Consider the following 20,707-nt stretch of genomic DNA (forward strand, 5'->3'; position numbering starts at 1 on the left):
TCTCCGACTTGTGTATTGTCAATGGACAGAAGTCCGAGGGAGGGCGATGACGACCAGCGCCGGCGAGCTGTTGCAGCTGGTCAGGACCGGGCAGGCGACCACACGCAAAGCCCTGCTCACGCGCAGCGGGCTGTCCCGCACGACGCTCACCGCGCGGCTGGACCGGCTCCAGGGGGCGGGCCTGCTGGCCGAGGGCGGCCAGGAGGATTCGACCGGCGGCCGCCCGGCCCGGCAGCTGCGGTTCGACGAGCGGCACGCCGTCGTCCTCGCCGCGAGCGTCGACACGATGCACGCCGAGGCCGCGCTCACCGACCTGGCGGGACGCCGGCTGGCCCACCGCGCGGGCGACCTGCGCGTCGCCGACGGGCCGGAGCCGGTGCTCGGCCGGATCGCGGAGTGGTTCGGGGAGATGCTGGCCGGGGTGGACCGGCCGGTGTGCGGGGTGGGGATTTCCGTGCCGGGCCCGGTCGAGCCCGGGCGCGGCCGCGTCACGCAGCCGCCGATCATGCCCGGCTGGGACGGCTACCCGATCGACGCCCACCTCGGGGTCCGCTTCGGCGCCCCGGTGCTGGTCGACAACGACGCGAACCTGATGGCGCTGGGCGAGCACCGCGCCCGGTACCCGGACACGGCCGCGCTGGTCGTGGTCAAGGCGTCCACCGGGATCGGCGCCGGCATGGTGATCGGCGGCGAGGTGTACCGCGGTATCGACGGCGGGGCGGGCGACATCGGGCACGTCCGGCTGCCGGGGCACCCGGACGCGCGCTGCCTGTGCGGCTCGCTCGGCTGCCTGGCGGCGGTCGCCGGCGGCGGTGCGCTGGCCGCCCGGCTGACGGAGCTGGGCCTGCCGACGACGTCGGGTTCGGGCGTCCGTGAGCGGATCCTGGCGGGCGAACCGGCGGCGGTGCGGCTCGCCGAGGAGGCCGGCCGCGAGGTGGGGGAGGTACTCGCGACGCTGGTCTGCGTGGTCAACCCGGGCGTGCTGGTGATCGCCGGCGACCTCGCCGAGCCGCATTTCGTGGCCGGTGTCCGCGAAGTGCTCTACCGGCGCGCACTGCCCCGCTCGACGCGCAACCTGCGCGTCGAAATCGGCGGCCGCGGCGAAGCGCTCGCCGGGGCGGTGGCGATGGTCGTCGAGGCCGAGTTCGCGCCCGCGGCGGTGGACCGGCGGCTCGAAGCGCGCGCCTGACGGCCGAACTGCCGTCACCGGCGGACTGTCCCGAGTGGACGGAGCAACCGACTTTCGTAGGTGGTGGCCGACCAGCTCGCGTGTTCCGCAATACGGGCACGAACCGGACTTACCTCTCATCGGGTATTAATCCTCGCGTAATCCGAGCGACAAATCGGATTTCCGTACCACGCGCCGGGACCCGTGAATTCGCGACCAGATAACGGTTCCGCAAGTACTTCCCCGCGAGCGGAACACCGATCTAGTCTCGTCCGGTGTTCCAGGCCCATTTCCTGGGGGCCGCTTTCGAAGAGGGAGATTTCTGTGCGAAGAAGCTCCACCCTGCTCCTTTCGCTCGCGGTGGTGGGCGGCCTGACCGGCGCCCTGCCGGCGACGGCGTCCGCGCAGGGGCGTCAGGACATTCCGCAGTCGCACCCGTTGTGGGCGAACGCGCAGGCGAAGGTCGCCGACACGGCGCCCGCGTCCAAGCTGAGCTTCCGGGTCTACCTGAACCAGCGCGACAACGCCGGCGCCGAGGCGCTGGCGCAGGCCGTGTCCGATCCGGACAGCAAGACCTACCGGCAGTACCTCAGCCCCGAGCAGGTGCGGGACCGGTTCGCCGCCGGCGACGCGACGGTGAACGCCGTCAAGTCGTGGCTGACCGGCAGCGGGTTCAGCATCGGTGACGTCCCGTCGAACCGCGCCTACGTCGAGGCCACCGGCACCGCCGGCCAGACGCAGAACGCGTTCGGCGTCAAGCTGGGCAAGTACAAGGTCAAGGGCCAGACCCTCCGCGCCGCCGACAAGAACCTGTCGGTGCCCGCGAACCTGGCGGCCGACGTCCTCGGTGTCGTCGGCGTCGACCAGGCGACCAACCTGTTCAAGCCGGACCACGCCACCGGTTCCGGGACGCCGTCCGACGTCGCGCCCGGCCCCGGCTTCCGCAACGCGCGGCCGTGCAGCGCCTACTACGGCGAGAAGGTCGACACCACCGACCCCGCCTACAACGGCCAGCACCTGCCCTACGCCCCGTGCGGCTACACCCCGGCGCAGCTGCGGTCGGCCTACGGCGTCGACAAGGTCGGCGCGGACGGCAAGGGCACCACGATCGCCATCGTCGACGCGTTCGCCTCGCCGACCATCTACGCCGACGCGAGCACCTACGCGAAGAAGAACGACCCGCAGCACCCGCTGAAGCAGAGCCAGTTCAAGCAGCACGTCTTCCCGGCGAACCCGGTCCTCGAGCCGCCGGACCAGTGTGACGCGGCGGGCTGGTACGGCGAGGAGACGCTCGACGTCGAGGCCGCCCACGGTCTCGCACCGGGCGCGGACATCCTGTACGTCGGCGGGGAGTCCTGCGAGGACAACGCCCTCGACGTGGCGCTGAACTACGTGATCGCCGGCCACAAGGCCGACATCGTGTCGAACTCCTACGGCGACACCGGCGAGGACATCCCGGCCGACGAGGTCAAGGTGTTCAACCAGATCTCGCTGCAGGCGGTGCTCGAGGGCATCGGCGTCTACTTCTCCTCGGGTGACAACGGTGACGAGGTCGCGCGCCTCGGCACGCCGTCGCCGGACTTCTCCGCCTCGGCGCCGTGGATCACCGCGGTCGGCGGCACGTCCATCGCGATCGGCAAGGACGGCAAGCGGATCTTCGAGACCGGCTGGGAGACCAGCAAGTCGACGCTGACCAACGGCGTCTACGGCCCGGCCGCCTACACCAGCGGTTCCGGTGGCGGCACCAGCCGCCTGTTCGAGCAGCCCTTCTACCAGAAGGGCGTCGTGCCGGACGCGCTGTCGACCAAGAACCAGGTCGGCCACAAGAAGGGCCGGGTCGTCCCGGACATCTCCGCGGTCGGCGACCCGAACACCGGCTTCCTGGTCGGCCAGACGCAGACCTTCCCGGACGGCGCCTACTACGACCAATACCGGATCGGCGGCACGAGCCTCGCGTCGCCGGTGTTCGCCGGCATCATGGCGGTGGCCGACAGCTTCGACCACTTCCACCACGGCTTCATCAACCCCGTGATCTACAAGCTGACCTCCCGCACCGCGGCGATCAGCGACGTGAAGCACGTGGATGCCGCGGTGGAGCGCGTCGACTACGCGAACTCGGTCGACGCTTCGGACGGCCTGCTCACCTCGGTGCGCACGCTCGACTACCAGGGTCTGACGATCCACACGACCCCGGGCTACGACGACGTGACGGGTCTCGGCACGCCCAACGGGCTGCTGTTCCTGTTGCTCGTCTAGCAGCAAGGTCCGTGAAGGCCTCCTTACCGGCTTCTTCGGCCGGTAAGGAGGCCTTCACGGCTTTCCGGGGGTCTCGGCGAGCGGGATGACCGCGCGGACCGTCGTCCCGCCGGCGTCACTGCGGACCTCGAGCTCGCCGCCGAGGGCCTGGACGCGGTCGCGGAGCCCCGCCAGGCCCGTGCCGCCCTCGACGTCGGCGCCACCGACGCCCGGGTCGGTCACCTCGACCCGCAGCTGCGTCCCCTCGACCGCGATCCGCACGTCCACGTGGTCGGCCTCCGCGTGCTTCAACGCGTTCGTCAGCGCCTCGGACGCCACGAAGTACGCCGTCGCCTCGACGGCCGCGTCCAGCCGGGGCACCGCGCCCACCGCGAGCGCCACCTCCATCGGGATCCGGTCGGCCAGCGAGCGCACCGCCGGGACCAGGCCCGCTTCGGTGAGGATCGCCGGGCGGATGCCGCGGGCCAGTTCGCGCAGCTCGGTGATCGCGGTCTGCAGCTCGTCGACCGCGCCGGACAGCAGCGCCCGGACGTCCGCCGGCAGCGCACCGCCGTAGCGCCGGCCCGCCATCCGCAGCAGCAGCACCACGCTGACCAGCCGCTGCTGAGCGCCGTCGTGCAGGTCGCGCTCCAGGCGGCGGCGCTCCTCGTCGCCCGCCGCGACGAGCCGGGCCCGCGACGCCCGCACCTCGGCCAGCCGCCGCTCGAGCTCCGCCGTCAGCCGCTGGTTGTCCAGCACCAGCCCGGCCGCCGCGTTCAGCGCGTCGATCGACCGGCTGTCCTTCCACACCTCGTCGTCCTGCACCAGCGCCGCCAGGCCGGTGCCGTCGCGCTCCAGCAGCAGCCGGATCATCTCCGCGTTGCCGACGTGGGCCCGCAGCACGCCGGCCAGGAACGCCAGTGGCCACAGGCAGAACAGGACCCGGTAGACCTGCAGCAACGGTTCCGACAGCGGGTGGCCGTCGCCGAGCGCGGTGCCGGCCCCCGACGCGAGCGCGCCGGACAGCGCGATCGTGAGCACCGGCGACAGCAGCCGCCGCTGCGGCGCCCCTCCGGTCAGCCACCGGTGGAGCAGCACGACGATCACCCCGGCGCCGATCGCCGTGGCCGCGAGCTCCAGCACGCGGACGGAAACCGCCGGCAGGTCACGCGGGTCGTCGCGGGCCAGGAGTCCGAGCAACCCCAGGCCGCACGCCACCAGGTAGGACGCGGCGACGAGCAGCCGTTCCCACCGCGACCGGAGCTTCCCGTGGGGAAAGGCGAGCACGAGGTGCGCGATCACCGGGCCGGCGGCGGCGCGCAGCGGCACGGCGATCGCGTGCAGCACCGGGTCCCGGGCGAACTGCAGGTCTTCGAGGAAGACCGCGACGCCGGCGAGCGCGAGGAGCACGCCGATCGGGTTCGCCGGGCGCCGCACGTGCGCGACCGCGCCGGCGAGCAGGAACAGGAACCCCGTCGCGGTGCTGAGCGCTGTGTCGAGCGCGGAGTGGGACCCGTCGGCCGCCTTGAGGGTCGACGTCGTGACGCCGAGCGCGAAACCGGCGGCCAGCAGGCCGGTCATCGCGAGCGTCCGCGGATGCTGGACCACGCAACCCTCCCGGTGGCCTCGCCGGGCAATCCTGGCGGGTGGGTACGGCGGTCCGGCAACGGCCAACCGTGATTCGCCCGTTCGGGCCGTCGCGTTACACCACGCGGGTGCGCTTTAGGGTGAGCGGGACAGGAGGCAGCACATGAACGGACTGGGTGCGGAGGTCTTCGGCGGGCGCATGCCCACCGGAGGCCGTGACCTGGCGATCGAAACCCACGGCATCGCGCCGGTGCCGGAGGGCAACCGGTTCGGGCGGCCGTGGCGCCTGTTCAGCGTGTGGTTCGCGCCGAACCTGACCATGACGGCGGTGTTCACCGGCACGCTCGCCGCGGCGTACGGCCTCGGGTTCTGGACGGGCCTGGCCGCGATGCTCGCCGGCACCGTGCTCGGGTCGCTGCCGGTGGCGTACCTGTCCACCTGGGGGCCGCGTACCGGCACCGGCCAGCTGCCGCTCGCCCGGCTGCCCTTCGGCGGCGGCGTCGTGCTGCCGGGGCTCGTCCAGTGGCTCGGCTCGATCGCCTGGGACGCGCTGGTCGGCCTGTTCGGCGGGGAGGCACTGGCCGAGCTGACCGGGCTGCCGTTCTGGGCCGCGGTGCTGATCGTGCTGGTGCTGCAGTGCGCGCTCGGCGTGTTCGGCTACGCCCTGATCCACCGCGTCCAGGCGGTGATGAGCGTGCTGCTGGTGCTCGCGTTCGCCGCGCTCGCCGTGAAGGTCCTTTCCGGACACCGGATCGCGACCGCCGACACGGCCTCGGGCGCCGACCTGGCGGGCAGTGTCGTGCTGTTCACGACGATCACGCTGTCCTTGGCGATCTCCTGGGCGCCCTACGCCTCGGACTTCAGCCGCTACCTGCCGGCCGCGACGTCGTCGCGCTCGGTGTTCTGGGCGACGCTGCTCGGCCTGACGGCGTCGTACGCGATCGGCGAAGGCCTCGGGCTCGCGTTGGGTTCGTCGCTGGGTGACCAGACGGCGCCCGGGGTCGCCGCCTTGCTCGGCGGCGGATTCCTGGGCGCGCTCGCGCTGGCGGTGATCGCGCTCGCGGCGGTTTCGTCGAACGCGATGAACGACTACAGCGGCTCGCTGGCCCTGCAGACCGTCGGGGTCCGGCTGCGGCGCCCGGTGTCGGCGGTGGTCGTCACGGTGCTCGCGTTCGCGCTGATCCTCTGGATGCACAGCGGCGACCTGTCGGCCAAGTTCCAGAACGTGCTGCTGTTCGTCAGCTACTGGATCCCGCCGTTCCTCGGCGTCGTCATCCCGGACTGGCTCGCGCGGACCCGCCGCGGCCGGCGCGTCGACGTCCTGGCGGCCGTTTCCGTGCGCCCCTGGGCGGCGCTCGTGGCGTTCGTCGTGGGGTTCGGGGCGGCGGTGCCGTTCATGAACACGTCCCTCTACACCGGACCGGTCGCGTCGGCGCTGCACGGCGCGGATCTCGCGTACTACGTCGGGCTGGTCGTTTCGCTGGCAGCGTACTTCCTGCTGCGCGGCCGGGCTTCGGTTGACATCGAGTAATGTAGAGGTTTGACGATGGTGTGGTACCCCTCGAAGGAGGAACCATGCCAACCGCACTCGTCACCGGTGCGTCCGCGGGTCTGGGCCGAGCCCTGGCCGCCGCCCTGGTGAGTCGCAAGTGGACAGTCATCGGCGACGGCCGGGACGCGGCCGCTTTGGGTTCGGCCGCGCACGAGATCGGCTTCACGGCCGTCCCCGGCGACGTCACCGACCCGGCCCACCGCGCTGCACTGGCCGACGCCTGTCCTTCCCTGGACCTGCTCGTCAACAACGCGAGTTCCCTGGGCGTCAGCCCGCTGCCGTCTCTGGGGAGCTATCCCCTGGCGGAACTGGAAAACGTCTACCGCGTGAACGTCTTCGCGCCGCTCGCCCTGACGCAGCTGCTCCTGCCGGCTCTTTCTCGCGGCGCGATCATCAATGTCAGCTCGGACGCCGCCGTCGAGGCGTACGAAGGCTGGGGCGGCTACGGCTCGGCGAAGGCCGCGCTCGACCAGGTCACGGCCGTGCTCGGCGCGGAGAACCCGGACCTCGCGGTGTACGCGGTCGACCCGGGGGACCTGCGCACGGCGATGCACCAGCGCGCGTTCCCGGGCGAGGACATCTCCGACCGGCCGCTGCCGTCGTCCGCGGTCCCGGCGTTCCTCCGGTTGCTGGACGAACGTCCGCCCAGCGGCCGCTACCGGGCGGCGGACCTGCTGGTGAGCGCATGAACATCCGGTTCGACCTGCCGGACGAGCTGTCGGCCTCGGCCCCGCCCGAGGCGCGCGGCCTGGCGAGGGACGAGGTCCGCTTGCTGGTCGCGTCGCCTGCGGGCGTCCACCACACGGTGTTCTCGTCCCTGGGTTCGCACCTGCGCCCCGGGGACCTGCTGGTGGTGAACACGTCGGGGACGCTGCCGGCGGCGGTCGACGCGGTGCGCGGGGGACGTCCGGTGGTCGTCCACTTCTCGACGGCGCTGGATGACGGCACGTGGGTCGTCGAGCTGCGCGCGCCCGGGGGGCCGTTGCTCGATGGCCGGCCGGGGGAGCGGCTGGAGCTGCCCGGGGGAGCGTCGCTGACGCTGGTGGCTCCGGCCGCGCCGGGCAACGCGCGGCTGTGGCGGGCGGAGGTGTCGGTCGAGGGGTTGGCTTTCCTCTCGGCGGCGGGTCGGCCGATCCGGTACGGGTACGTGCCGCGGGAGTGGCCGCTGTCGGACTACCAGACGGTGTTCGCCCGCGAGCCGGGCAGCGCGGAGATGCCCTCGGCGGCGCGGCCGTTTTCCGCGTCGCTGGTGACCCGCCTGGTCACGGACGGCGTGCTGTTCGCGCCGTTGGTGCTGCACACGGGGGTGTCTTCGCCGGAGGCAGGCGAGCCACCGCAGGCGGAGCGGTTCCGGGTCCCGCCGACGACGGCGGCGCTGGTGTCCTGGGTGCGATCGCGAGGCGGCCGCGTGATCGCGGTGGGCACGACGGCGGCCCGGGCCCTGGAGTCGGCGCCGGAGGGCGCGGCCGAGGGCTGGACGAACCTGGTCCTGGGCCCGGACCGCCCGGCGCGAGTGGTGGACGGAATCATCACGGGCCTGCACGCACCGGACGCATCCCACCTGCTGTTGCTGGAGGCAGTGGCGGGAAGGGACTTGGTTCAGCGCGCGTACGACGCGGCGGTGGAGCGCCGGTACCTGTGGCACGAGTTCGGCGACGTGTCCCTGCTCCTGCGCCGCTGACCGAGCGCCCCAATGTGGCGTTGGTTGCGTCCAGCGCACCGAACGCCACATTGGGTGCGTTGAACGCACCGAACGCCACATTGGGGCGCTAGCGGCGCACCGGCTCCTCGCGCCGCCGTGACCGGAGCAATCCCGTCACCGCCACCACCGCGATCCCCAACCCGACCCCCGTCACGATCGAAGCCACCAGGGTCGCCTCGCCCGTGACCAGGCCGAACGCCCCGCCCAGGTACACCGGGATGCTCACCGCCACCGGCAGCCAGTTGCGCAGGGAAAACGCGCGGTCCGACGCCAGCCACAGCACCAGCGTCACCGCCGCTCCCGTGAAGACCGGGATCGCCCAGACCACCAGGCTGGTCACCGTGTCCATCCCGAGCGACCTGAACCACTCGAACGTCGCCTGGCCCATTCCGATGAACAGCACGACCAGCGCCACGCGGACGCCGGTGGCTCCCTGGCCCCGTCGGCTCGTCATGTTCCCTCCCGAATCCGTCGTCACCTGTACCACGTCCGGGTGATGCGACGGGTTGCCCAAACCGCCCATCCGTTTCAGATGCCGGGACCATCCCCCGTCGCCCATAGGCGCAAGCGGCTCCCGATGTCAAGAAATCTCACCGGGTTTCCCGAGATGCGGATGGCTATGCGCCCTGGTGGGTGACCGTGCGAACCTCGCCCCGACACCGACCTCCGAAAGGCGACGCCGACGTGCGCACCCACCACAGAACCCGCTTCCTGGCCTCGGCGCTGGCCGCCCTGACCGTCGTGGGCGTGCTCGCGGGCTGTTCCCGCGCCGCGGAGAGCACCACTGCCCCGGCCGCGAACGCCGGCGCGGCCGGTGAGGTGCGGCTCGGGTTCTTTCCCAACGTCACCCACGCGCCCGCGCTGATCGGCGTCAAGAAGGACTTCTTCGCCCAAGAACTGGGCTCGACGAAGCTCACCACCCAGACGTTCAACGCGGGCCCCGATGAGGTCAACGCGCTGCTGGGCAACTCGCTCGACATCGCCTTCATCGGCTCCGGCCCGGCGATCAACGCCTTCACCAAGTCCAAGGGCACCATCCAGCTGGTCTCGGGCGCCGTCTCGGGCGGCGCGCAGCTGGTCGTCAAGCCCGACATCACCAGCGTCGAGGGGCTCAAGGGCAAGACCATCGCCACGCCGCAGCTGGCCAACACCCAGGACGTCGCGCTCAAGAAGTTCCTGGCCGGCAAGCAGCTGACCGACCAGGTCAAGATCACCAACCTGGACAACTCCAAGACGCTCGACGCCTTCAAGAAGGGCGAGCTCGACGGCGGCTGGCTGCCCGAGCCGTGGTCCTCGCGGCTGGTGCTCGACGCCGGCGCGAAGGTCCTCGTCGACGAGAAGAGCCTGTGGCCGGGCGGCCGCTTCCCGACCACGGTCGTGATCGTGCGCAGCGAGTTCCTGCAGCAGCACCCGGACACCGTCAAGGCCGTCCTGAAGGGCCAGCTGGCCGCGATCGACTGGGCGAAGGCCAACCCGGCGGACGCGAAGACCGTCGTCAACGGCGCCCTCAAGGAGCTGGCCGGCAGCAGCCTCAGCCAGGGCGTCATCGACCGCGCGTTCTCCGGCATCGAGCTGACCACCGACCCGATCCCGGCCGAGTTCCCGCAGCTCGCGCAGGACTCGGTGACGGCGGGCGTGGTCAAGTCGGCGGTAGCGTTGAAGGGCTTCGCCGACTTCGGTCCGCTGAACGAGGTCCTCAAGGAGAAGAACCAGCCCGCCGTGAACGCTCCCGAACTCGCCAAGTGATCCGGAGAGGCAGCCTGCGATGACCACGACCCTCCCGACCGGCCGGAGCAGCTTCACCGGCGCGACCGCGGTCCGGCTCGACGGCGTCCGCAAGACGTTCGGCCCGGCCGGCCGCGCGGTCGTCGCGCTCGACGGTGTCGACCTCACCGTCGCGCCCGGCGAGTTCGTCTGCCTGCTCGGCGCGTCCGGCTGCGGCAAGAGCACGCTGCTGAACCTGGTCGCGGGGCTCGACGCGCCGTCGGCGGGGAAGATCACGCTGAACACCTCGCGGCCCGCGGTCATGTTCCAGGAGGCCGCGCTGATGCCGTGGCTGACCGCGGCCCGCAACGTCGAATTGCCGCTGCGGCTGGCGGGCTTCGGCCGCGCCGAGCGCCGCGGAAAGGCCGCCGAGCTGCTGGACCTCGTCCGGCTGAACGGCGCGGGCGGCAAGCGCCCGCACGAGCTGTCCGGCGGGATGCGGCAGCGGGTCGCGCTGGCCCGCGCGCTGGCCGCGACCCTGCGCGTCGGCGGCGACCCGGAGCAGGCGCTGCTGCTGATGGACGAGCCGTTCGCCGCGCTCGACGCCATCACCCGCGACGTCCTGCAGGGCGAGCTGCTGCGCGTCTACCGCAGCACCGGCACGTCGGTGCTGTTCGTGACTCACGACGTGCGCGAGGCAGTCCGGCTCGGGCAGCGGGTCGTGCTGCTGTCGTCGCGGCCGGGCAAGGTCGTGCGCGAGTGGACGGACGTGCCGCTGGCCGACGCCGAGGAGCTGACCGAAGAAATCACCGGGCACCTGCGAGAGGTGATCAGCACCCATGCCGCAGCTTGACCGGTCCGAAGTGGACGCCGCGGCCGACCTGGACGCGGTCGGCGCCGGACTGGACTCGCTCGATACCCCGGCCGGCGACCGCCGCCCGGGCTTCTGGAACCGGTTCGCCTGGGGCTTCCTGCCGCCCGTCGGCGCGCTCGTCCTGCTGATCGTGGTCTGGCAGGTCCTGTGGGCGGCGGCGTTCTGGTCGGAGGCCCAGCTGCCCGCGCCCCTCGCGGTGTGGGACGAGTTCTGGAGCCGCGTCGTCGACGGCCAGGTGTTCGGCTTCGTCTGGACGTCGGTCCACCGCGCCGCGCTCGGCTTCGTCGCCGGCGTCGTGATCGGCACGCCGCTGGGCCTGGTCGTGGCGAAGGTCCGCGTGGTCCGGGCGGCGATCGGGCCGCTGCTGACGGGGCTGCAGAGCCTGCCGTCGGTGGCGTGGGTGCCGGCCGCGATCCTGTGGTTCGGCATCAACGACGGCGCGATCTACTTCGTCGTCCTGCTCGGCTCGGTGCCGTCGATCGCCAACGGCCTGGTGTCCGGCATCGACCAGATCCCGCCGATCCTGCCGCGCGTCGGCCAGGTGATGGGCGCGAACCGGTTCTCGTCGGCCCGGCACATCCTGCTGCCCGCGGCGCTGCCGGGGTTCCTGGCGGGGCTGAAGCAGGGCTGGGCGTTCTCGTGGCGCTCGCTGATGGCCGCGGAGCTGATCGCGTTGTCGCCGCAGCTGGGCGTCGGGCTCGGCGCGTACCTGAACCAGGGGTCGTCGCTGAACAGCATCGAGACGGTGATCGCGGCGATCTTCCTGATCCTGCTGGTCGGCATCGGGATCGAGCTGCTGGTGTTCCGGCCCCTGGAGCGCGCGGTGCTGCGGGCCCGCGGGCTGACCGCGTCGCTCTAGCTCACCCCACCGCGACCTCGAGCGAGAGCTGCTGGAGCAGCTGCAGGACGTCCGGCCCGGGGTTCTCCCGCTCGTAGGCCTCGACGACCTTGACGAACCCCATCAGCAGCCCGCGCATGATCGCCTCCTGGCGCTGGGCCAGCTCGCCGACGGTCGTCGAGGTGTACTCGAGCGCGCCTTCGAGCAGCTCGGGGTAGCCGCTCGTGCCCGGCTCGCCGCCCTCTTCGAGGTTCTGGCGAAGCCGGTAGACCGACGCCAGCAGGCCGATGCCGGTCTGCACCAGGTCAGTGTCTTCCATCACGAGAGCATGGCACGGGCTCCGCGGACCCGCCCCCTGGTGAAGCCGGAAACGACGCGACCCCGGACCGTGGGCCCGGGGTCGCGTCGTTCGTTCATTCGCAGGACAGGTCAGCGGCCCCGGCGCCCGCCCGCGCGGGTGCCGGACGAAAACGCCGCGGCGCCACCGCTCGAGCCGGAGCCCGCGCGGCGACCGCCCGAAGCAGCCGGGGCACCGGAGCGGCGAGCGCCGCCCGTAGCCGCCGGAGCACCGGACCGCCGCGAACCGCCCGAAGCGGCTCCCGACCGGCCCGAACCCTGACGCTCCGACCGCGGCTGCTGCGACTCGTCGCGCCGCGCCTGGCCGTTCGCCCGGGAACGCTGTCCGCCGCGGTTCTCCTTCGGCGTGGCGGGAGCGCCCCGCCGGCCGCGGCCCGAACCCGGTGCCGCGCCGGTCGCCGAGACCTTCTTCGGCCGGTCGTCCACCGGCGGCCGCTTCGGCGACGCCGTGAACGAGCGCTCACCCGGGGCCAGCTCCGCCAGCAGCGGGTGACCCGGGCCGAGCTGGGTCGTCGTCGGCTTGATGCCGGCCTTGCGCGTCAGGTCGCGCACGTCGCGGACCTGCGCGTCCGTCATCAGCGTCACGACCGTGCCGGACGCGCCCGCGCGCGCCGTGCGGCCCGAGCGGTGCAGGTACGCCTTGTGCTCGACCGGCGGGTCCGCGTGGATGACCAGCCGGACGTCGTCGACGTGGATGCCGCGCGCCGCGATGTCCGTCGCGACCAGGGTCTTCGCCGCGCCCGAGGAGAACGCCTCGAGGTTGCGCGTGCGCGCGTTCTGGCCGAGGTTGCCGTGCAGCTCCACCGCCGGGACGCCGGACGCCACGAGCTTGCGCGTCAGCGCCTTCGCGCGGCTCTTCGTCCGCGTGAAGACCAGCGTGCGGCCCGGGGCCGCGGTCAGGTCGACCAGCACCGGCAGCCGGTGGGTCTCCTCGAGGTGCAGCACGTGGTGCTCCATCGTCGAGACCGGCGACTGCGCCGAGTCGACGCTGTGCGTGATCGGGTCGTTCATGAAGCGCTTGACCAGCACGTCGACGCCGTTGTCCAGGGTCGCGGAGAACAGCATCCGCTGCCCGCGCGACGGCGTGGCGTCCATGATCCGGCGCACCTCGGGCAGGAAGCCCAGGTCGGCCATGTGGTCGGCCTCGTCGAGGACGGTGATCTCGATGGCGTCGAGCTTCACGTGCCCGGAGCGCATGTGGTCGGCGAGCCGGCCGGGGCAGGCGACGACGATGTCGACGCCGTCGCGCAGCCGGGTGATCTGCGGGTTCGCCGAGACGCCGCCGAAGATCGTCGTGGCCTTGAGGCCCAGCGGCTTGGCCAGCGGCAGGATCGACGCCTCGATCTGCGTCGCGAGCTCCCGGGTCGGCGCCAGGATCAGCGCGCGCGGACGGCCCGGCTTGCGCCGCGTCGGGCCCGCCGAGAGACGGGCCAGCAGGGGCAGCACGAAGCCGTAGGTCTTGCCGGAGCCGGTCCGGCCGCGGCCGAGCACGTCACGCCCGGCGAGGGTGTGCGGCAGGGTCGCCGCCTGGATGGGGAAGGGCTCGGTCACGCCCTGGGCGGCCAGCGCGTCCACGATGGTGGTGGGCAGGCCGAGTTCAGCGAAAGTCGTCATAAGTGCATGCGGGCGCACGCGCGCCCTGGTCTCCGTTACCTGAGAAGGGTTGTCCTGCCCGGCGCAGACCGGTCAACGGCCGCGGCGCGTGGTAGTCGACAACAGCAGCGGGCCGAGGCAGAACTGAGCGGCCCGCAAGATCAGTGTAGCCGGTCGGGGTGACGTACCCCCAGTGAGATTGCCCGCACTCTGGGAGCCTTGCTAAGTTACCCGTCGGTAATCGAGGAGGCTCACCCCATGCTGCTGAACCCGCACGAGTACGACCCGGCCCACTTCGACGCGGAAACGCGCCGGTTGCTGCGGGCGACCATCGACTGGTTCGAGCAGCGGGGCAAGGCGAAACTCACCGAGGACTACCACGCCCGCACCTTCTACGCGGACTTCCTCGAGTTCGCGGGCAAGGAAGGCCTGTTCTCGACCTTCCTGACGCCGGCCGCGAACGCCGGCGGCAACCCGGACAAGCGCTGGGACACCGCCCGCGTCGCCGCGCTGTCGGAAATCCTCGGCTTCTACGGCCTGAATTATTGGTACCCGTGGCAGGTCACGATCCTCGGGCTCGGCCCGGTGTGGCAGAGCGGCAACTCCGCGGCGCGTGAGCGTGCGGCCGCCGCCCTGGACGCCGGCGGTGTCGGCGCGTTCGGACTGTCCGAAAAGGACCACGGTGCCGACATCTACTCGTCCGACCTGGTGCTCACGCGCGACGGTGACGGCTACCGCGCGACCGGCTCGAAGTACTACATCGGCAACGGCAACTGCGCGCGCACGGTGTCGGTCTTCGGCCGCATCGACGGCGTCGAGGGCCCGGACCAGTACGTCTTCTTCTACGCCGACTCCGAACACCCGAACTACCACGTCGTCAAGAACGTCGTGCCGTCGCAGATGTACGTCGCCGAGTTCCGGCTCGAGGACTACCCCGTGCACGCCGACGACATCCTGCACGTCGGCGCCGAGGCGTTCAGCGCCGCGCTGAACACGGTCAACATCGGCAAGTTCAACCTGTGCTTCGGCGGCATCGGCATGGCGACGCACTCGCTGTACGAGGCCATCACGCACGCGCACAACCGCGTCCTGTACGGCAAGCCCGTGACGAACTTCCCGCACGTGCGGCGCGAGTTCGTCGAGGCCTACGCCCGGCTGACCGCGATGAAGCTGTTCTCCGACCGCGCCGTCGACTACTTCCGCAGCGCGAATGCCGAAGACCGCCGCTACCTGCTCTTCAACCCGATCACCAAGATGAAGGTGACGACCGAGGCGCAGAAGGTGATCGGCCTGGTCGCCGACGTCGTCGCGGCCAAGGGCTTCGAGGCCGACACCTACCTCGCGATGTCCAAGAACGACATCGACGGCCTGCCCAAGCTCGAGGGCACGGTGGCGGTGAACCTCGCGCTGATCGCCAAGTTCATGCCCGCGTACCTCTTCGCGCCGCAGGAGTACGCGCCGGTCGGCACCCGCACCGACGCCGCGGACGACGAGTTCCTCTTCCGCCAGGGCCCGGCGCGCGGGCTGTCGAAGGTCCGGTTCCACGACTGGAAGACCGCGTACGCCGAAGCCGCGGACATCCCGAACGTCGCGCTGTTCACCGAGCAGGCGGGCTACTTGGTCAAGCTGCTGACCGAGGCCGCGCCCGACGAGGCGCAGCAGGCCGACCTCGACTTCGGGCTCGCGCTGACCGAGCTGTTCACGCTCATCGTGTACGGCCAGCTGATCCTGGAGCAGGCGCGGATCACCGGCCTGGACACCGAAGTCGTCGACCAGATCTTCGCCGTGCTGGTGCAGGACTTCAGCGCCGCGGCGGTCGATCTCAACGGCAAGGCGAGCTCGACGGAGGCCCAGCAGGCCATCGCGCTGGCCGCGCTGCGCAAGCCGGTGGTGGACGCCGAGCGCTTCGAGAACGTCTGGACGCGGGTCCGGGAGCTCTCCGGGGTCTACGCTATGCACCCGTGATGGCCAGGAGATATCGGCTCGGCGTGACGCGGAAAGCCGCGAACGTGGTCGTGAAGGCGTTGCTGGAGCGCGGGATCCCGATCACCGGGAGCACCGGGTACCTGCTGACCACCCGGGGGCGCAAGAGCGGCGCCGACCGGACCACGCCGGTCAACGTCCTCGAGGTCGGCGGCGACCGCTGGCTCGTCTCGCCGTACGGGCAGGTCGGCTGGGTGCACAACCTGCGCGCCGACGCCACCGCCCGGCTGCGGCGCGGCCGCACGCGCGAGACGTGGACGGTCGAGGAGGCCGACGCCGCGACGGCCGGCCCGGTCCTGCGCGCGTACGTCCGCAAGATCCCCGTGACGGCGCCGTTCTTCGACGCGAAGCTCAGCGACGCGGCCGAAGCCTTCGCCGCGGAAGCCGATCGACACCCGGTCTTCCGGTTGGCAAGATCAGGAGCGTGAACCGAGAGCGGGCGGCGGAGCTGATCTGGGACGCGTGGCGGACCGGGAAACGCCTCGAGGGGCTGCCGGACGACGCCCGCCCGCGCGACGCCGCCGAGGGCATGGCCGCGCAGGCGGCGCTCGCCGAGCTGGCCGGCCCGGTGTCCGGCTGGAAGATCGCCGCGACCACCGCGTACGCCCGGCAGTACCTCGACGTCCCCGGGCCGCTGCCGGGCGTGATGTTCGAGCGGTTCCGCCACGCCGAGGGCGAGCCGGTGCCGGCCGACACGATGACCATGGGCGTCGCCGAGCCCGAGTTCGCCTTCCGGCTCAAGGCCGACCCGGGCCTGTCGCCGTCGCTGACCGCGGTGCTCGACGCCGTCGACACGATGTTCCTCGCGCTGGAGATGCCGGACAGCCGCTACACCGACCACCAGCACGCGGGCGGGCCGCAGCTGCTGGCCGACGTGGCGTGCGCGGGCCGGTTCGTCGAAGGGCGCGGGGTGCCGGGCTGGCGCGACCTCGAGCTGCCGCGGCAGGCGGTCGTCCTGCACGTCGACGGCGAAGAGTTCTCCCGCGGCAGCGGCAGCCTGGTACTCGGCGATCCGCGGCTGGCGCTGCACTGGCTGGCGATGGAGCTCGCGCGTCACGGCCGCTCGCTGCGCCCGGGCGACGTCGTCACGACCGGGACGGCGACCCCACCGTGCCCGATCCACGCGGGTGGCCACGTCGGGGCGGACTTCGGCGCGCTGGGCAGCGTCGAGGTCCGGTTTGCCGGTGAACGGTCCACGCCACCGCCGTCATGAGCCCTCGCCAGGGTGAGTTCCGCGCCGGGTTCCTGGCGCTCGCCGCGGTGGTCCTGGTCCTCGACGCGGGATTCTGGTGGTTCGCGCACGCCCAGCACCGGACGACGGCGCGGATCGGCTTCCTGGTGGCGTTCGTGCTGCTGCTGGCGCTGCTCGCGGTGGCGGCGGGGCTGGTCCGCTGGGAGATCGCGGCCCCACTGGGCGCGGCATCGACATCAGGCCTGTTCTTCGTCGGCGCGTCGGCGATCTTCAGTGTCGGCTTCGGTTTTTTGCTGGCGGCGGTGATCGAGGCGGCGTTGGTGCGTCGGCTGGTGCTCGACGCGTCCCCGGTGGGCTGGCGCGGCGGCACCGGGCTGATCAGCTCGGCGGCCGCGGTGGTGCCGGCGGTGCTGTTCGCGGTCGGTCTGGCCGCGCTGCGCTGAGCCGTCTTGTCGGTGCACCCGGCCACGATGCTTCTTCCGCTTCGACGGGTTCCGCCGGGAAGCCGACGACGACTGGCCGTTCCGGCCTGACCTCAGAACAACCGCAGAGAGATCTTTGCAAAGCACTCTCTGCGGTCTAGGGTGGCGGCATGACCAGGGATCGCCGGACCGAGTCGTCAAGCCCGATCGACGCGCGGATGCTCCGGGCGCTGGCCCACCCCCTGCGGATGCGCATGCTCGACCTGCTGCAGGCGGACGGTCCCGCCACCGCCACGGGGCTGGGAAAGCGGGTCGGCGAAAGTTCCGGAACCACGAGCTGGCACCTGCGCCAGCTGGCCGAAGCCGGCTTGGTCGAGGAAGACAGCGAACGCGGGAACAAGCGCGAACGCTGGTGGCGCTCCGCGCAGGAGACAACGCGGATGCGGGCCGCCGACTTCATCGGCGACCCGGACCTCGCCGGCCCCCTGGACATGTTCCTGCGGTCCGTGATCGAGCAGCGCTACCAGGCGGAGTCGCGGTTCGTGAGCGAGCTCCCGCGGTGGACGGAGCAGTGGTACGACAAGGCCGTCTTCGGCGACGCGAGGTTGTCCCTCACGCCCGAGGAAACGGTGGCGATGAGCGACGAGATCGACGCGGTGATCGACCGCTACCGCCGCGACGCAAGGCCGGGCGACCACAACGTGATCGCGCACTGGTCGGCGTTCCCGTGGCAGGCGCAACCCGAGGAACCCGGCACATCGAAGTCCGAATGAGGGGGACGAACGTGGTGCACTGCCTGATGGCGGAAGACCTGGTCCGCGAACGAGAAACCGAACTGAGAGGGGTAGCGGCCCGGGTGAACCGCCCCCGCCGCCCGGGAACGCGGCGGCAACGCCTCGGCTGGCTCCTCGTCGAAACCGGCCTGAGGCTGGCAGCCAACCGGCCCCACCCCCGCCACTCCCAGGGGGGAACGTCCCGGCTCCAGTCTATCGCCGCCCGCTGACGAAACCTCCGGAAAAGTCACAGGCCGGCGGAGTTGTCCACAACTCCGCCGGCCTGTGGGTAACCAGGTTCTACTTGCCGAACCCCGCCCGCCGCAGCGCGTCCGCCATGGAGCCGCTGCCGCCGGAGCCGGAGCCGGAGTTGCCGCCCCGGCCACCGCCGCCGCCGGAACCGCCGCGCTGACCGCCGCCGCCCGAACCGCCGCGACGCTGACCGCCGCCACCGCCGCCGCCCTGGCCGCGGTCACGACCGCCGCCACCGCCGCGGTTGCCGGCGGGCGCTCCCGGCTCGTCGTCCAGCCGCAGCGTCAACGAAATCCGCTTCCGCGGCACGTCGACGTCGAGCACCTTGACCTTCACGATGTCGCCGGGCTTCACGACCTCGCGCGGGTCCTTCACGAAGTTCTTCGACAGCGCCGAAACGTGCGCCAGCCCGTCCTGGTGCACCCCGACGTCGATGAACGCACCGAACGCCGCAACGTTCGTGACGACGCCCTCCAGGCGCATCCCCGGCTTGAGGTCGCCGATCTTGTCCACGCCCTCGGCGAACGTCGCCGTCTTGAACGCCGGGCGGGGGTCGCGGCCCGGCTTGTCCAGCTCGGCCAGGATGTCCGTCACCGTCGGGAGACCGAACGTCTCGTCCACGAACTCCGACGCCTTCAAAGACGACAGCGTCCGCGTGTTGCCGATCAGCGACCGCAGGTCCGTGCCCGTCTTCGACAGGATCCGGCGCACCACCGGGTACGCCTCCGGGTGCACCGACGACGAGTCGAGCGGGTCGTCGCCGTCCGGGATGCGCAGGAAGCCCGCGCACTGCTCGAACGCCTTCGGGCCGAGGCGCGCGACCTCCTTCAGCGCCATCCGGGAACGGAACGGCCCGTTCGTGTCGCGGTGGGAGACGATGTTCTCGGCCAGCCCCGTCGTGATGCCCGAGACGCGGGTCAGCAGCGGCGCGGACGCCGTGTTGACGTCGACGCCGACCGCGTTCACGCAGTCCTCGACCACCGCGTCGAGCGAGCGGGACAGCGAAACCTCGGACAGGTCGTGCTGGTACTGCCCGACGCCGATCGACTTCGGGTCGATCTTCACCAGCTCGGCCAGCGGGTCCTGCAGCCGCCGCGCGATCGAGACCGCGCCGCGCAGGGAGACGTCCATGTTCGGCAGCTCCGCCGAAGCGAACGCCGACGCCGAGTACACCGACGCGCCCGCCTCGGACACGATCGCCTTCGTCAGCTTCAGCTCGGGGTGCTTCTTGATCAGCTCGATCGCGAGCTTGTCCGTCTCCCGCGAAGCCGTGCCGTTGCCGATCGAGATCAGGTCGACCTTGTGCCGCGCCGCCAGCGCCGCGAGCTCGGCGATCGACTGGTCCCACTTGTTCGCCGGCTGGTGCGGGTAGATGACGTGGGTGTCGACGACCTTGCCGGTCGCGTCCACGACGGCCACCTTGACGCCGGTGCGGAAGCCCGGGTCGAGGCCCATCGTGGCGCGGGTGCCGGCCGGCGCGGCGAGCAGCAGGTCGCGCAGGTTGGCCGCGAAGACGCGCACGGCGTCGTCCTCGGCCGCCTGGCGCAGCCGCATCCGCAGGTCGATGCCCAGGTGCAGGAGGATCTTGGTGCGCCACGCCCAGCGGACGGTGTCGCCGAGCCACTTGTCACCCGGCCGGCCCTGCTGCGTGATGCCGAACTTCGCGGCGATGCGCGTCTCGTAGTCGGTCGGGCCGACCTGCGGCTCGTCGGTGGGCTCGTCCGGCGACATGGTGAGGTCGAGGACCTCCTCCTTCTCGCCGCGCAGCATCGCGAGGATCCGGTGCGAGGGGAGCTTGGTGTAGGGCTCGGAGAAGTCGAAGTAGTCGGAGAACTTCGCCCCTTCCTCCTCCTTGCCCGCGCGGACCTTGGCGACCAGGTGGCCCTGGCTCCACATCTTCTCGCGCAGGTCACCGATGAGGTCGGCGTCTTCGGCGAAGCGCTCGACGAGGATCGAGCGGGCGCCGTCGAGGGCCGCCTGCGCGTCCGCGACGCCCTTGTCCGCGTCGACGAACACGGCGGCCGCGGCCTGCGGGTCCGTCGTCGGGTCGTTCAGCAGGCCGTCGGCCAGCGGCTCGAGCCCCGCTTCGCGCGCGATCATGGCCTTCGTGCGGCGCTTCGGCTTGAACGGGAGGTAGATGTCCTCCAGCCGCGACTTCGTGTCCGCGGCGAGGATCGACGCCTCGAGAGCCTCGTCCAGCTTCCCCTGGCTGCGGATGGACTCGAGCACGGCGAGCCGGCGCTCGTCGAGTTCCCGCAGGTAGCGCAGGCGCTCTTCGAGCGTGCGCAGCTGCGCGTCGTCGAGCATGCCGGTGACTTCCTTGCGGTACCGCGCGATGAAGGGCACGGTCGAGCCGCCGTCGAGCAGGTCGACGGCGGCCTTGACCTGTCCTTCGCGCACGCCCAGTTCTTCGGCGATCTTCTGCTCGACCGACACGCTCACTGCAACACGCTCCTGCTTCGCCCTCTGGTGGAT

At 71.7% G+C, this 20,707-nt stretch carries 18 protein-coding genes; 13 read left to right on the forward strand and 5 right to left on the reverse strand.

Translation table 11 applies throughout. From position 1 onward, the window contains the following. The first annotated feature begins 46 nt into the window (after positions 1 to 46). Together ACZ4TR_RS41820 and ACZ4TR_RS41825 are read left to right on the forward strand one after the other, a co-directional pair. Positions 47 to 1,189 carry an ROK family transcriptional regulator gene (locus ACZ4TR_RS41820; protein ID WP_465293713.1) on the forward strand — a complete coding sequence of 381 codons (1,143 nt, stop codon included), beginning with the start codon at positions 47 to 49 and terminating at the stop codon, positions 1,187 to 1,189. A gap of 303 nt (positions 1,190 to 1,492) precedes the next feature. Further along, entirely contained in the window at positions 1,493 to 3,424 is a 1,932-nt protein-coding gene (locus ACZ4TR_RS41825; protein WP_465293715.1) for a S53 family peptidase, read from the forward strand. Positions 3,425 to 3,478: 54 nt separating this feature from the next. Here the strand turns inward: ACZ4TR_RS41825 and ACZ4TR_RS41830 are convergent, their stop codons facing one another. Then, positions 3,479 to 4,984, reverse strand: coding sequence for a sensor histidine kinase (locus ACZ4TR_RS41830; protein ID WP_465294125.1), 1,506 nt, complete (start codon positions 4,982 to 4,984; stop codon positions 3,479 to 3,481). A 169-nt stretch (positions 4,985 to 5,153) separates the two neighbouring features. Here ACZ4TR_RS41830 and ACZ4TR_RS41835 point away from each other — a divergent pair, with 169 nt between their 5' ends. The 3 genes from ACZ4TR_RS41835 to ACZ4TR_RS41845 are packed head-to-tail and all read left to right on the forward strand — an operon-like array spanning position 5,154 to position 8,223. Then, the gene (locus tag ACZ4TR_RS41835; protein ID WP_465293717.1) at positions 5,154 to 6,521 is read left to right on the forward strand and encodes a purine-cytosine permease family protein; all 1,368 of its coding nucleotides are present in this window, start codon (positions 5,154 to 5,156) and stop codon (positions 6,519 to 6,521) included. A gap of 44 nt (positions 6,522 to 6,565) precedes the next feature. Beyond that, positions 6,566 to 7,231, forward strand: coding sequence for an SDR family NAD(P)-dependent oxidoreductase (locus ACZ4TR_RS41840; protein ID WP_465293719.1), 666 nt, complete (start codon positions 6,566 to 6,568; stop codon positions 7,229 to 7,231). Further along, entirely contained in the window at positions 7,228 to 8,223 is a 996-nt protein-coding gene (locus ACZ4TR_RS41845; RefSeq protein WP_465293721.1) for an S-adenosylmethionine:tRNA ribosyltransferase-isomerase, read from the forward strand. Before ACZ4TR_RS41840 ends, ACZ4TR_RS41845 begins: the two co-directional genes overlap by 4 nt. An 88-nt stretch (positions 8,224 to 8,311) precedes the next feature. Here the strand turns inward: ACZ4TR_RS41845 and ACZ4TR_RS41850 are convergent, their stop codons facing one another. Continuing rightward, positions 8,312 to 8,698, reverse strand: coding sequence for a hypothetical protein (locus ACZ4TR_RS41850; RefSeq protein ID WP_364513416.1), 387 nt, complete (start codon positions 8,696 to 8,698; stop codon positions 8,312 to 8,314). 230 nt (positions 8,699 to 8,928) lie between these two features. Here ACZ4TR_RS41850 and ACZ4TR_RS41855 point away from each other — a divergent pair, with 230 nt between their 5' ends. Genes ACZ4TR_RS41855 through ACZ4TR_RS41865 form a run of 3 tightly spaced genes read left to right on the forward strand, consistent with a single transcriptional unit; the run spans position 8,929 to position 11,681 of the window. Then, positions 8,929 to 9,990, forward strand: a complete 1,062-nt coding sequence (locus ACZ4TR_RS41855; protein WP_465293723.1) for an ABC transporter substrate-binding protein — start codon at positions 8,929 to 8,931, stop codon at positions 9,988 to 9,990. A gap of 19 nt (positions 9,991 to 10,009) precedes the next feature. Continuing rightward, positions 10,010 to 10,801 carry an ABC transporter ATP-binding protein gene (locus ACZ4TR_RS41860; RefSeq protein WP_465293725.1) on the forward strand — a complete coding sequence of 264 codons (792 nt, stop codon included), beginning with the start codon at positions 10,010 to 10,012 and terminating at the stop codon, positions 10,799 to 10,801. Next, entirely contained in the window at positions 10,788 to 11,681 is an 894-nt protein-coding gene (locus ACZ4TR_RS41865) for an ABC transporter permease (protein ID WP_465293727.1), read from the forward strand. The genes ACZ4TR_RS41860 and ACZ4TR_RS41865 overlap by 14 nt, the downstream gene beginning before the upstream one ends. Position 11,682: 1 nt before the next feature. On the opposite strand, the gene ACZ4TR_RS41870 is transcribed toward ACZ4TR_RS41865, so the two are convergent. Both ACZ4TR_RS41870 and ACZ4TR_RS41875 read right to left on the reverse strand, forming a co-directional pair. Continuing rightward, on the reverse strand, positions 11,683 to 11,979 hold the full coding sequence (locus ACZ4TR_RS41870; protein ID WP_465293729.1) for a hypothetical protein: 297 nt from the start codon (positions 11,977 to 11,979) through the stop codon (positions 11,683 to 11,685). A gap of 110 nt (positions 11,980 to 12,089) precedes the next feature. After that, entirely contained in the window at positions 12,090 to 13,631 is a 1,542-nt protein-coding gene (locus ACZ4TR_RS41875; RefSeq protein ID WP_364513404.1) for a DEAD/DEAH box helicase, read from the reverse strand. 237 nt (positions 13,632 to 13,868) lie between these two features. Between ACZ4TR_RS41875 and ACZ4TR_RS41880 the strand changes: the two genes are divergently transcribed. From ACZ4TR_RS41880 to ACZ4TR_RS41900, 5 genes are all read left to right on the forward strand, one after another. Further along, positions 13,869 to 15,575 (forward strand): acyl-CoA dehydrogenase, encoded by a 1,707-nt coding sequence (locus ACZ4TR_RS41880; RefSeq protein ID WP_465293731.1) that lies wholly within the window; start codon positions 13,869 to 13,871, stop codon positions 15,573 to 15,575. Further along, positions 15,575 to 16,021 (forward strand): nitroreductase family deazaflavin-dependent oxidoreductase, encoded by a 447-nt coding sequence (locus ACZ4TR_RS41885; RefSeq protein ID WP_465293733.1) that lies wholly within the window; start codon positions 15,575 to 15,577, stop codon positions 16,019 to 16,021. The genes ACZ4TR_RS41880 and ACZ4TR_RS41885 overlap by 1 nt, the downstream gene beginning before the upstream one ends. After that, positions 16,018 to 16,806 carry a 2-keto-4-pentenoate hydratase gene (locus ACZ4TR_RS41890; protein ID WP_465293735.1) on the forward strand — a complete coding sequence of 263 codons (789 nt, stop codon included), beginning with the start codon at positions 16,018 to 16,020 and terminating at the stop codon, positions 16,804 to 16,806. The genes ACZ4TR_RS41885 and ACZ4TR_RS41890 overlap by 4 nt, the downstream gene beginning before the upstream one ends. Next, entirely contained in the window at positions 16,803 to 17,228 is a 426-nt protein-coding gene (locus tag ACZ4TR_RS41895; protein WP_465293737.1) for a hypothetical protein, read from the forward strand. The genes ACZ4TR_RS41890 and ACZ4TR_RS41895 overlap by 4 nt, the downstream gene beginning before the upstream one ends. A gap of 149 nt (positions 17,229 to 17,377) precedes the next feature. Next, a complete protein-coding gene (locus ACZ4TR_RS41900; protein WP_465293739.1) occupies positions 17,378 to 17,980 on the forward strand; it encodes an ArsR/SmtB family transcription factor in 603 nt (200 codons plus the stop codon). 300 nt (positions 17,981 to 18,280) lie between these two features. On the opposite strand, the gene ACZ4TR_RS41905 is transcribed toward ACZ4TR_RS41900, so the two are convergent. Further along, a complete protein-coding gene (locus ACZ4TR_RS41905; RefSeq protein ID WP_465293741.1) occupies positions 18,281 to 20,674 on the reverse strand; it encodes a Tex family protein in 2,394 nt (797 codons plus the stop codon). Positions 20,675 to 20,707: the final 33 nt, after the last annotated feature.

The organism is Amycolatopsis sp. NPDC028719 (assembly GCF_055565395.1).

Excerpts from the sequence above, each read along its gene's own strand:
- ACZ4TR_RS41820 (WP_465293713.1), top strand. The coding sequence starts at position 47 with ATGACGACCAGCGCCGGCGAGCTGTTGCAGCTGGTCAGGACCGGGCAG.
- ACZ4TR_RS41830 (WP_465294125.1), bottom strand. The coding sequence starts at position 4,984 with ATGACCGGCCTGCTGGCCGCCGGTTTCGCGCTCGGCGTCACGACGTCG.
- ACZ4TR_RS41835 (WP_465293717.1), top strand. The coding sequence starts at position 5,154 with ATGAACGGACTGGGTGCGGAGGTCTTCGGCGGGCGCATGCCCACCGGA.
- ACZ4TR_RS41840 (WP_465293719.1), top strand. The coding sequence starts at position 6,566 with ATGCCAACCGCACTCGTCACCGGTGCGTCCGCGGGTCTGGGCCGAGCC.
- ACZ4TR_RS41845 (WP_465293721.1), top strand. The coding sequence starts at position 7,228 with ATGAACATCCGGTTCGACCTGCCGGACGAGCTGTCGGCCTCGGCCCCG.
- ACZ4TR_RS41850 (WP_364513416.1), bottom strand. The coding sequence starts at position 8,698 with ATGACGAGCCGACGGGGCCAGGGAGCCACCGGCGTCCGCGTGGCGCTG.
- ACZ4TR_RS41860 (WP_465293725.1), top strand. The coding sequence starts at position 10,010 with ATGACCACGACCCTCCCGACCGGCCGGAGCAGCTTCACCGGCGCGACC.
- ACZ4TR_RS41865 (WP_465293727.1), top strand. The coding sequence starts at position 10,788 with ATGCCGCAGCTTGACCGGTCCGAAGTGGACGCCGCGGCCGACCTGGAC.
- ACZ4TR_RS41870 (WP_465293729.1), bottom strand. The coding sequence starts at position 11,979 with ATGGAAGACACTGACCTGGTGCAGACCGGCATCGGCCTGCTGGCGTCG.
- ACZ4TR_RS41875 (WP_364513404.1), bottom strand. The coding sequence starts at position 13,631 with ATGACGACTTTCGCTGAACTCGGCCTGCCCACCACCATCGTGGACGCG.
- ACZ4TR_RS41880 (WP_465293731.1), top strand. The coding sequence starts at position 13,869 with ATGCTGCTGAACCCGCACGAGTACGACCCGGCCCACTTCGACGCGGAA.
- ACZ4TR_RS41885 (WP_465293733.1), top strand. The coding sequence starts at position 15,575 with ATGGCCAGGAGATATCGGCTCGGCGTGACGCGGAAAGCCGCGAACGTG.
- ACZ4TR_RS41895 (WP_465293737.1), top strand. The coding sequence starts at position 16,803 with ATGAGCCCTCGCCAGGGTGAGTTCCGCGCCGGGTTCCTGGCGCTCGCC.
- ACZ4TR_RS41900 (WP_465293739.1), top strand. The coding sequence starts at position 17,378 with ATGACCAGGGATCGCCGGACCGAGTCGTCAAGCCCGATCGACGCGCGG.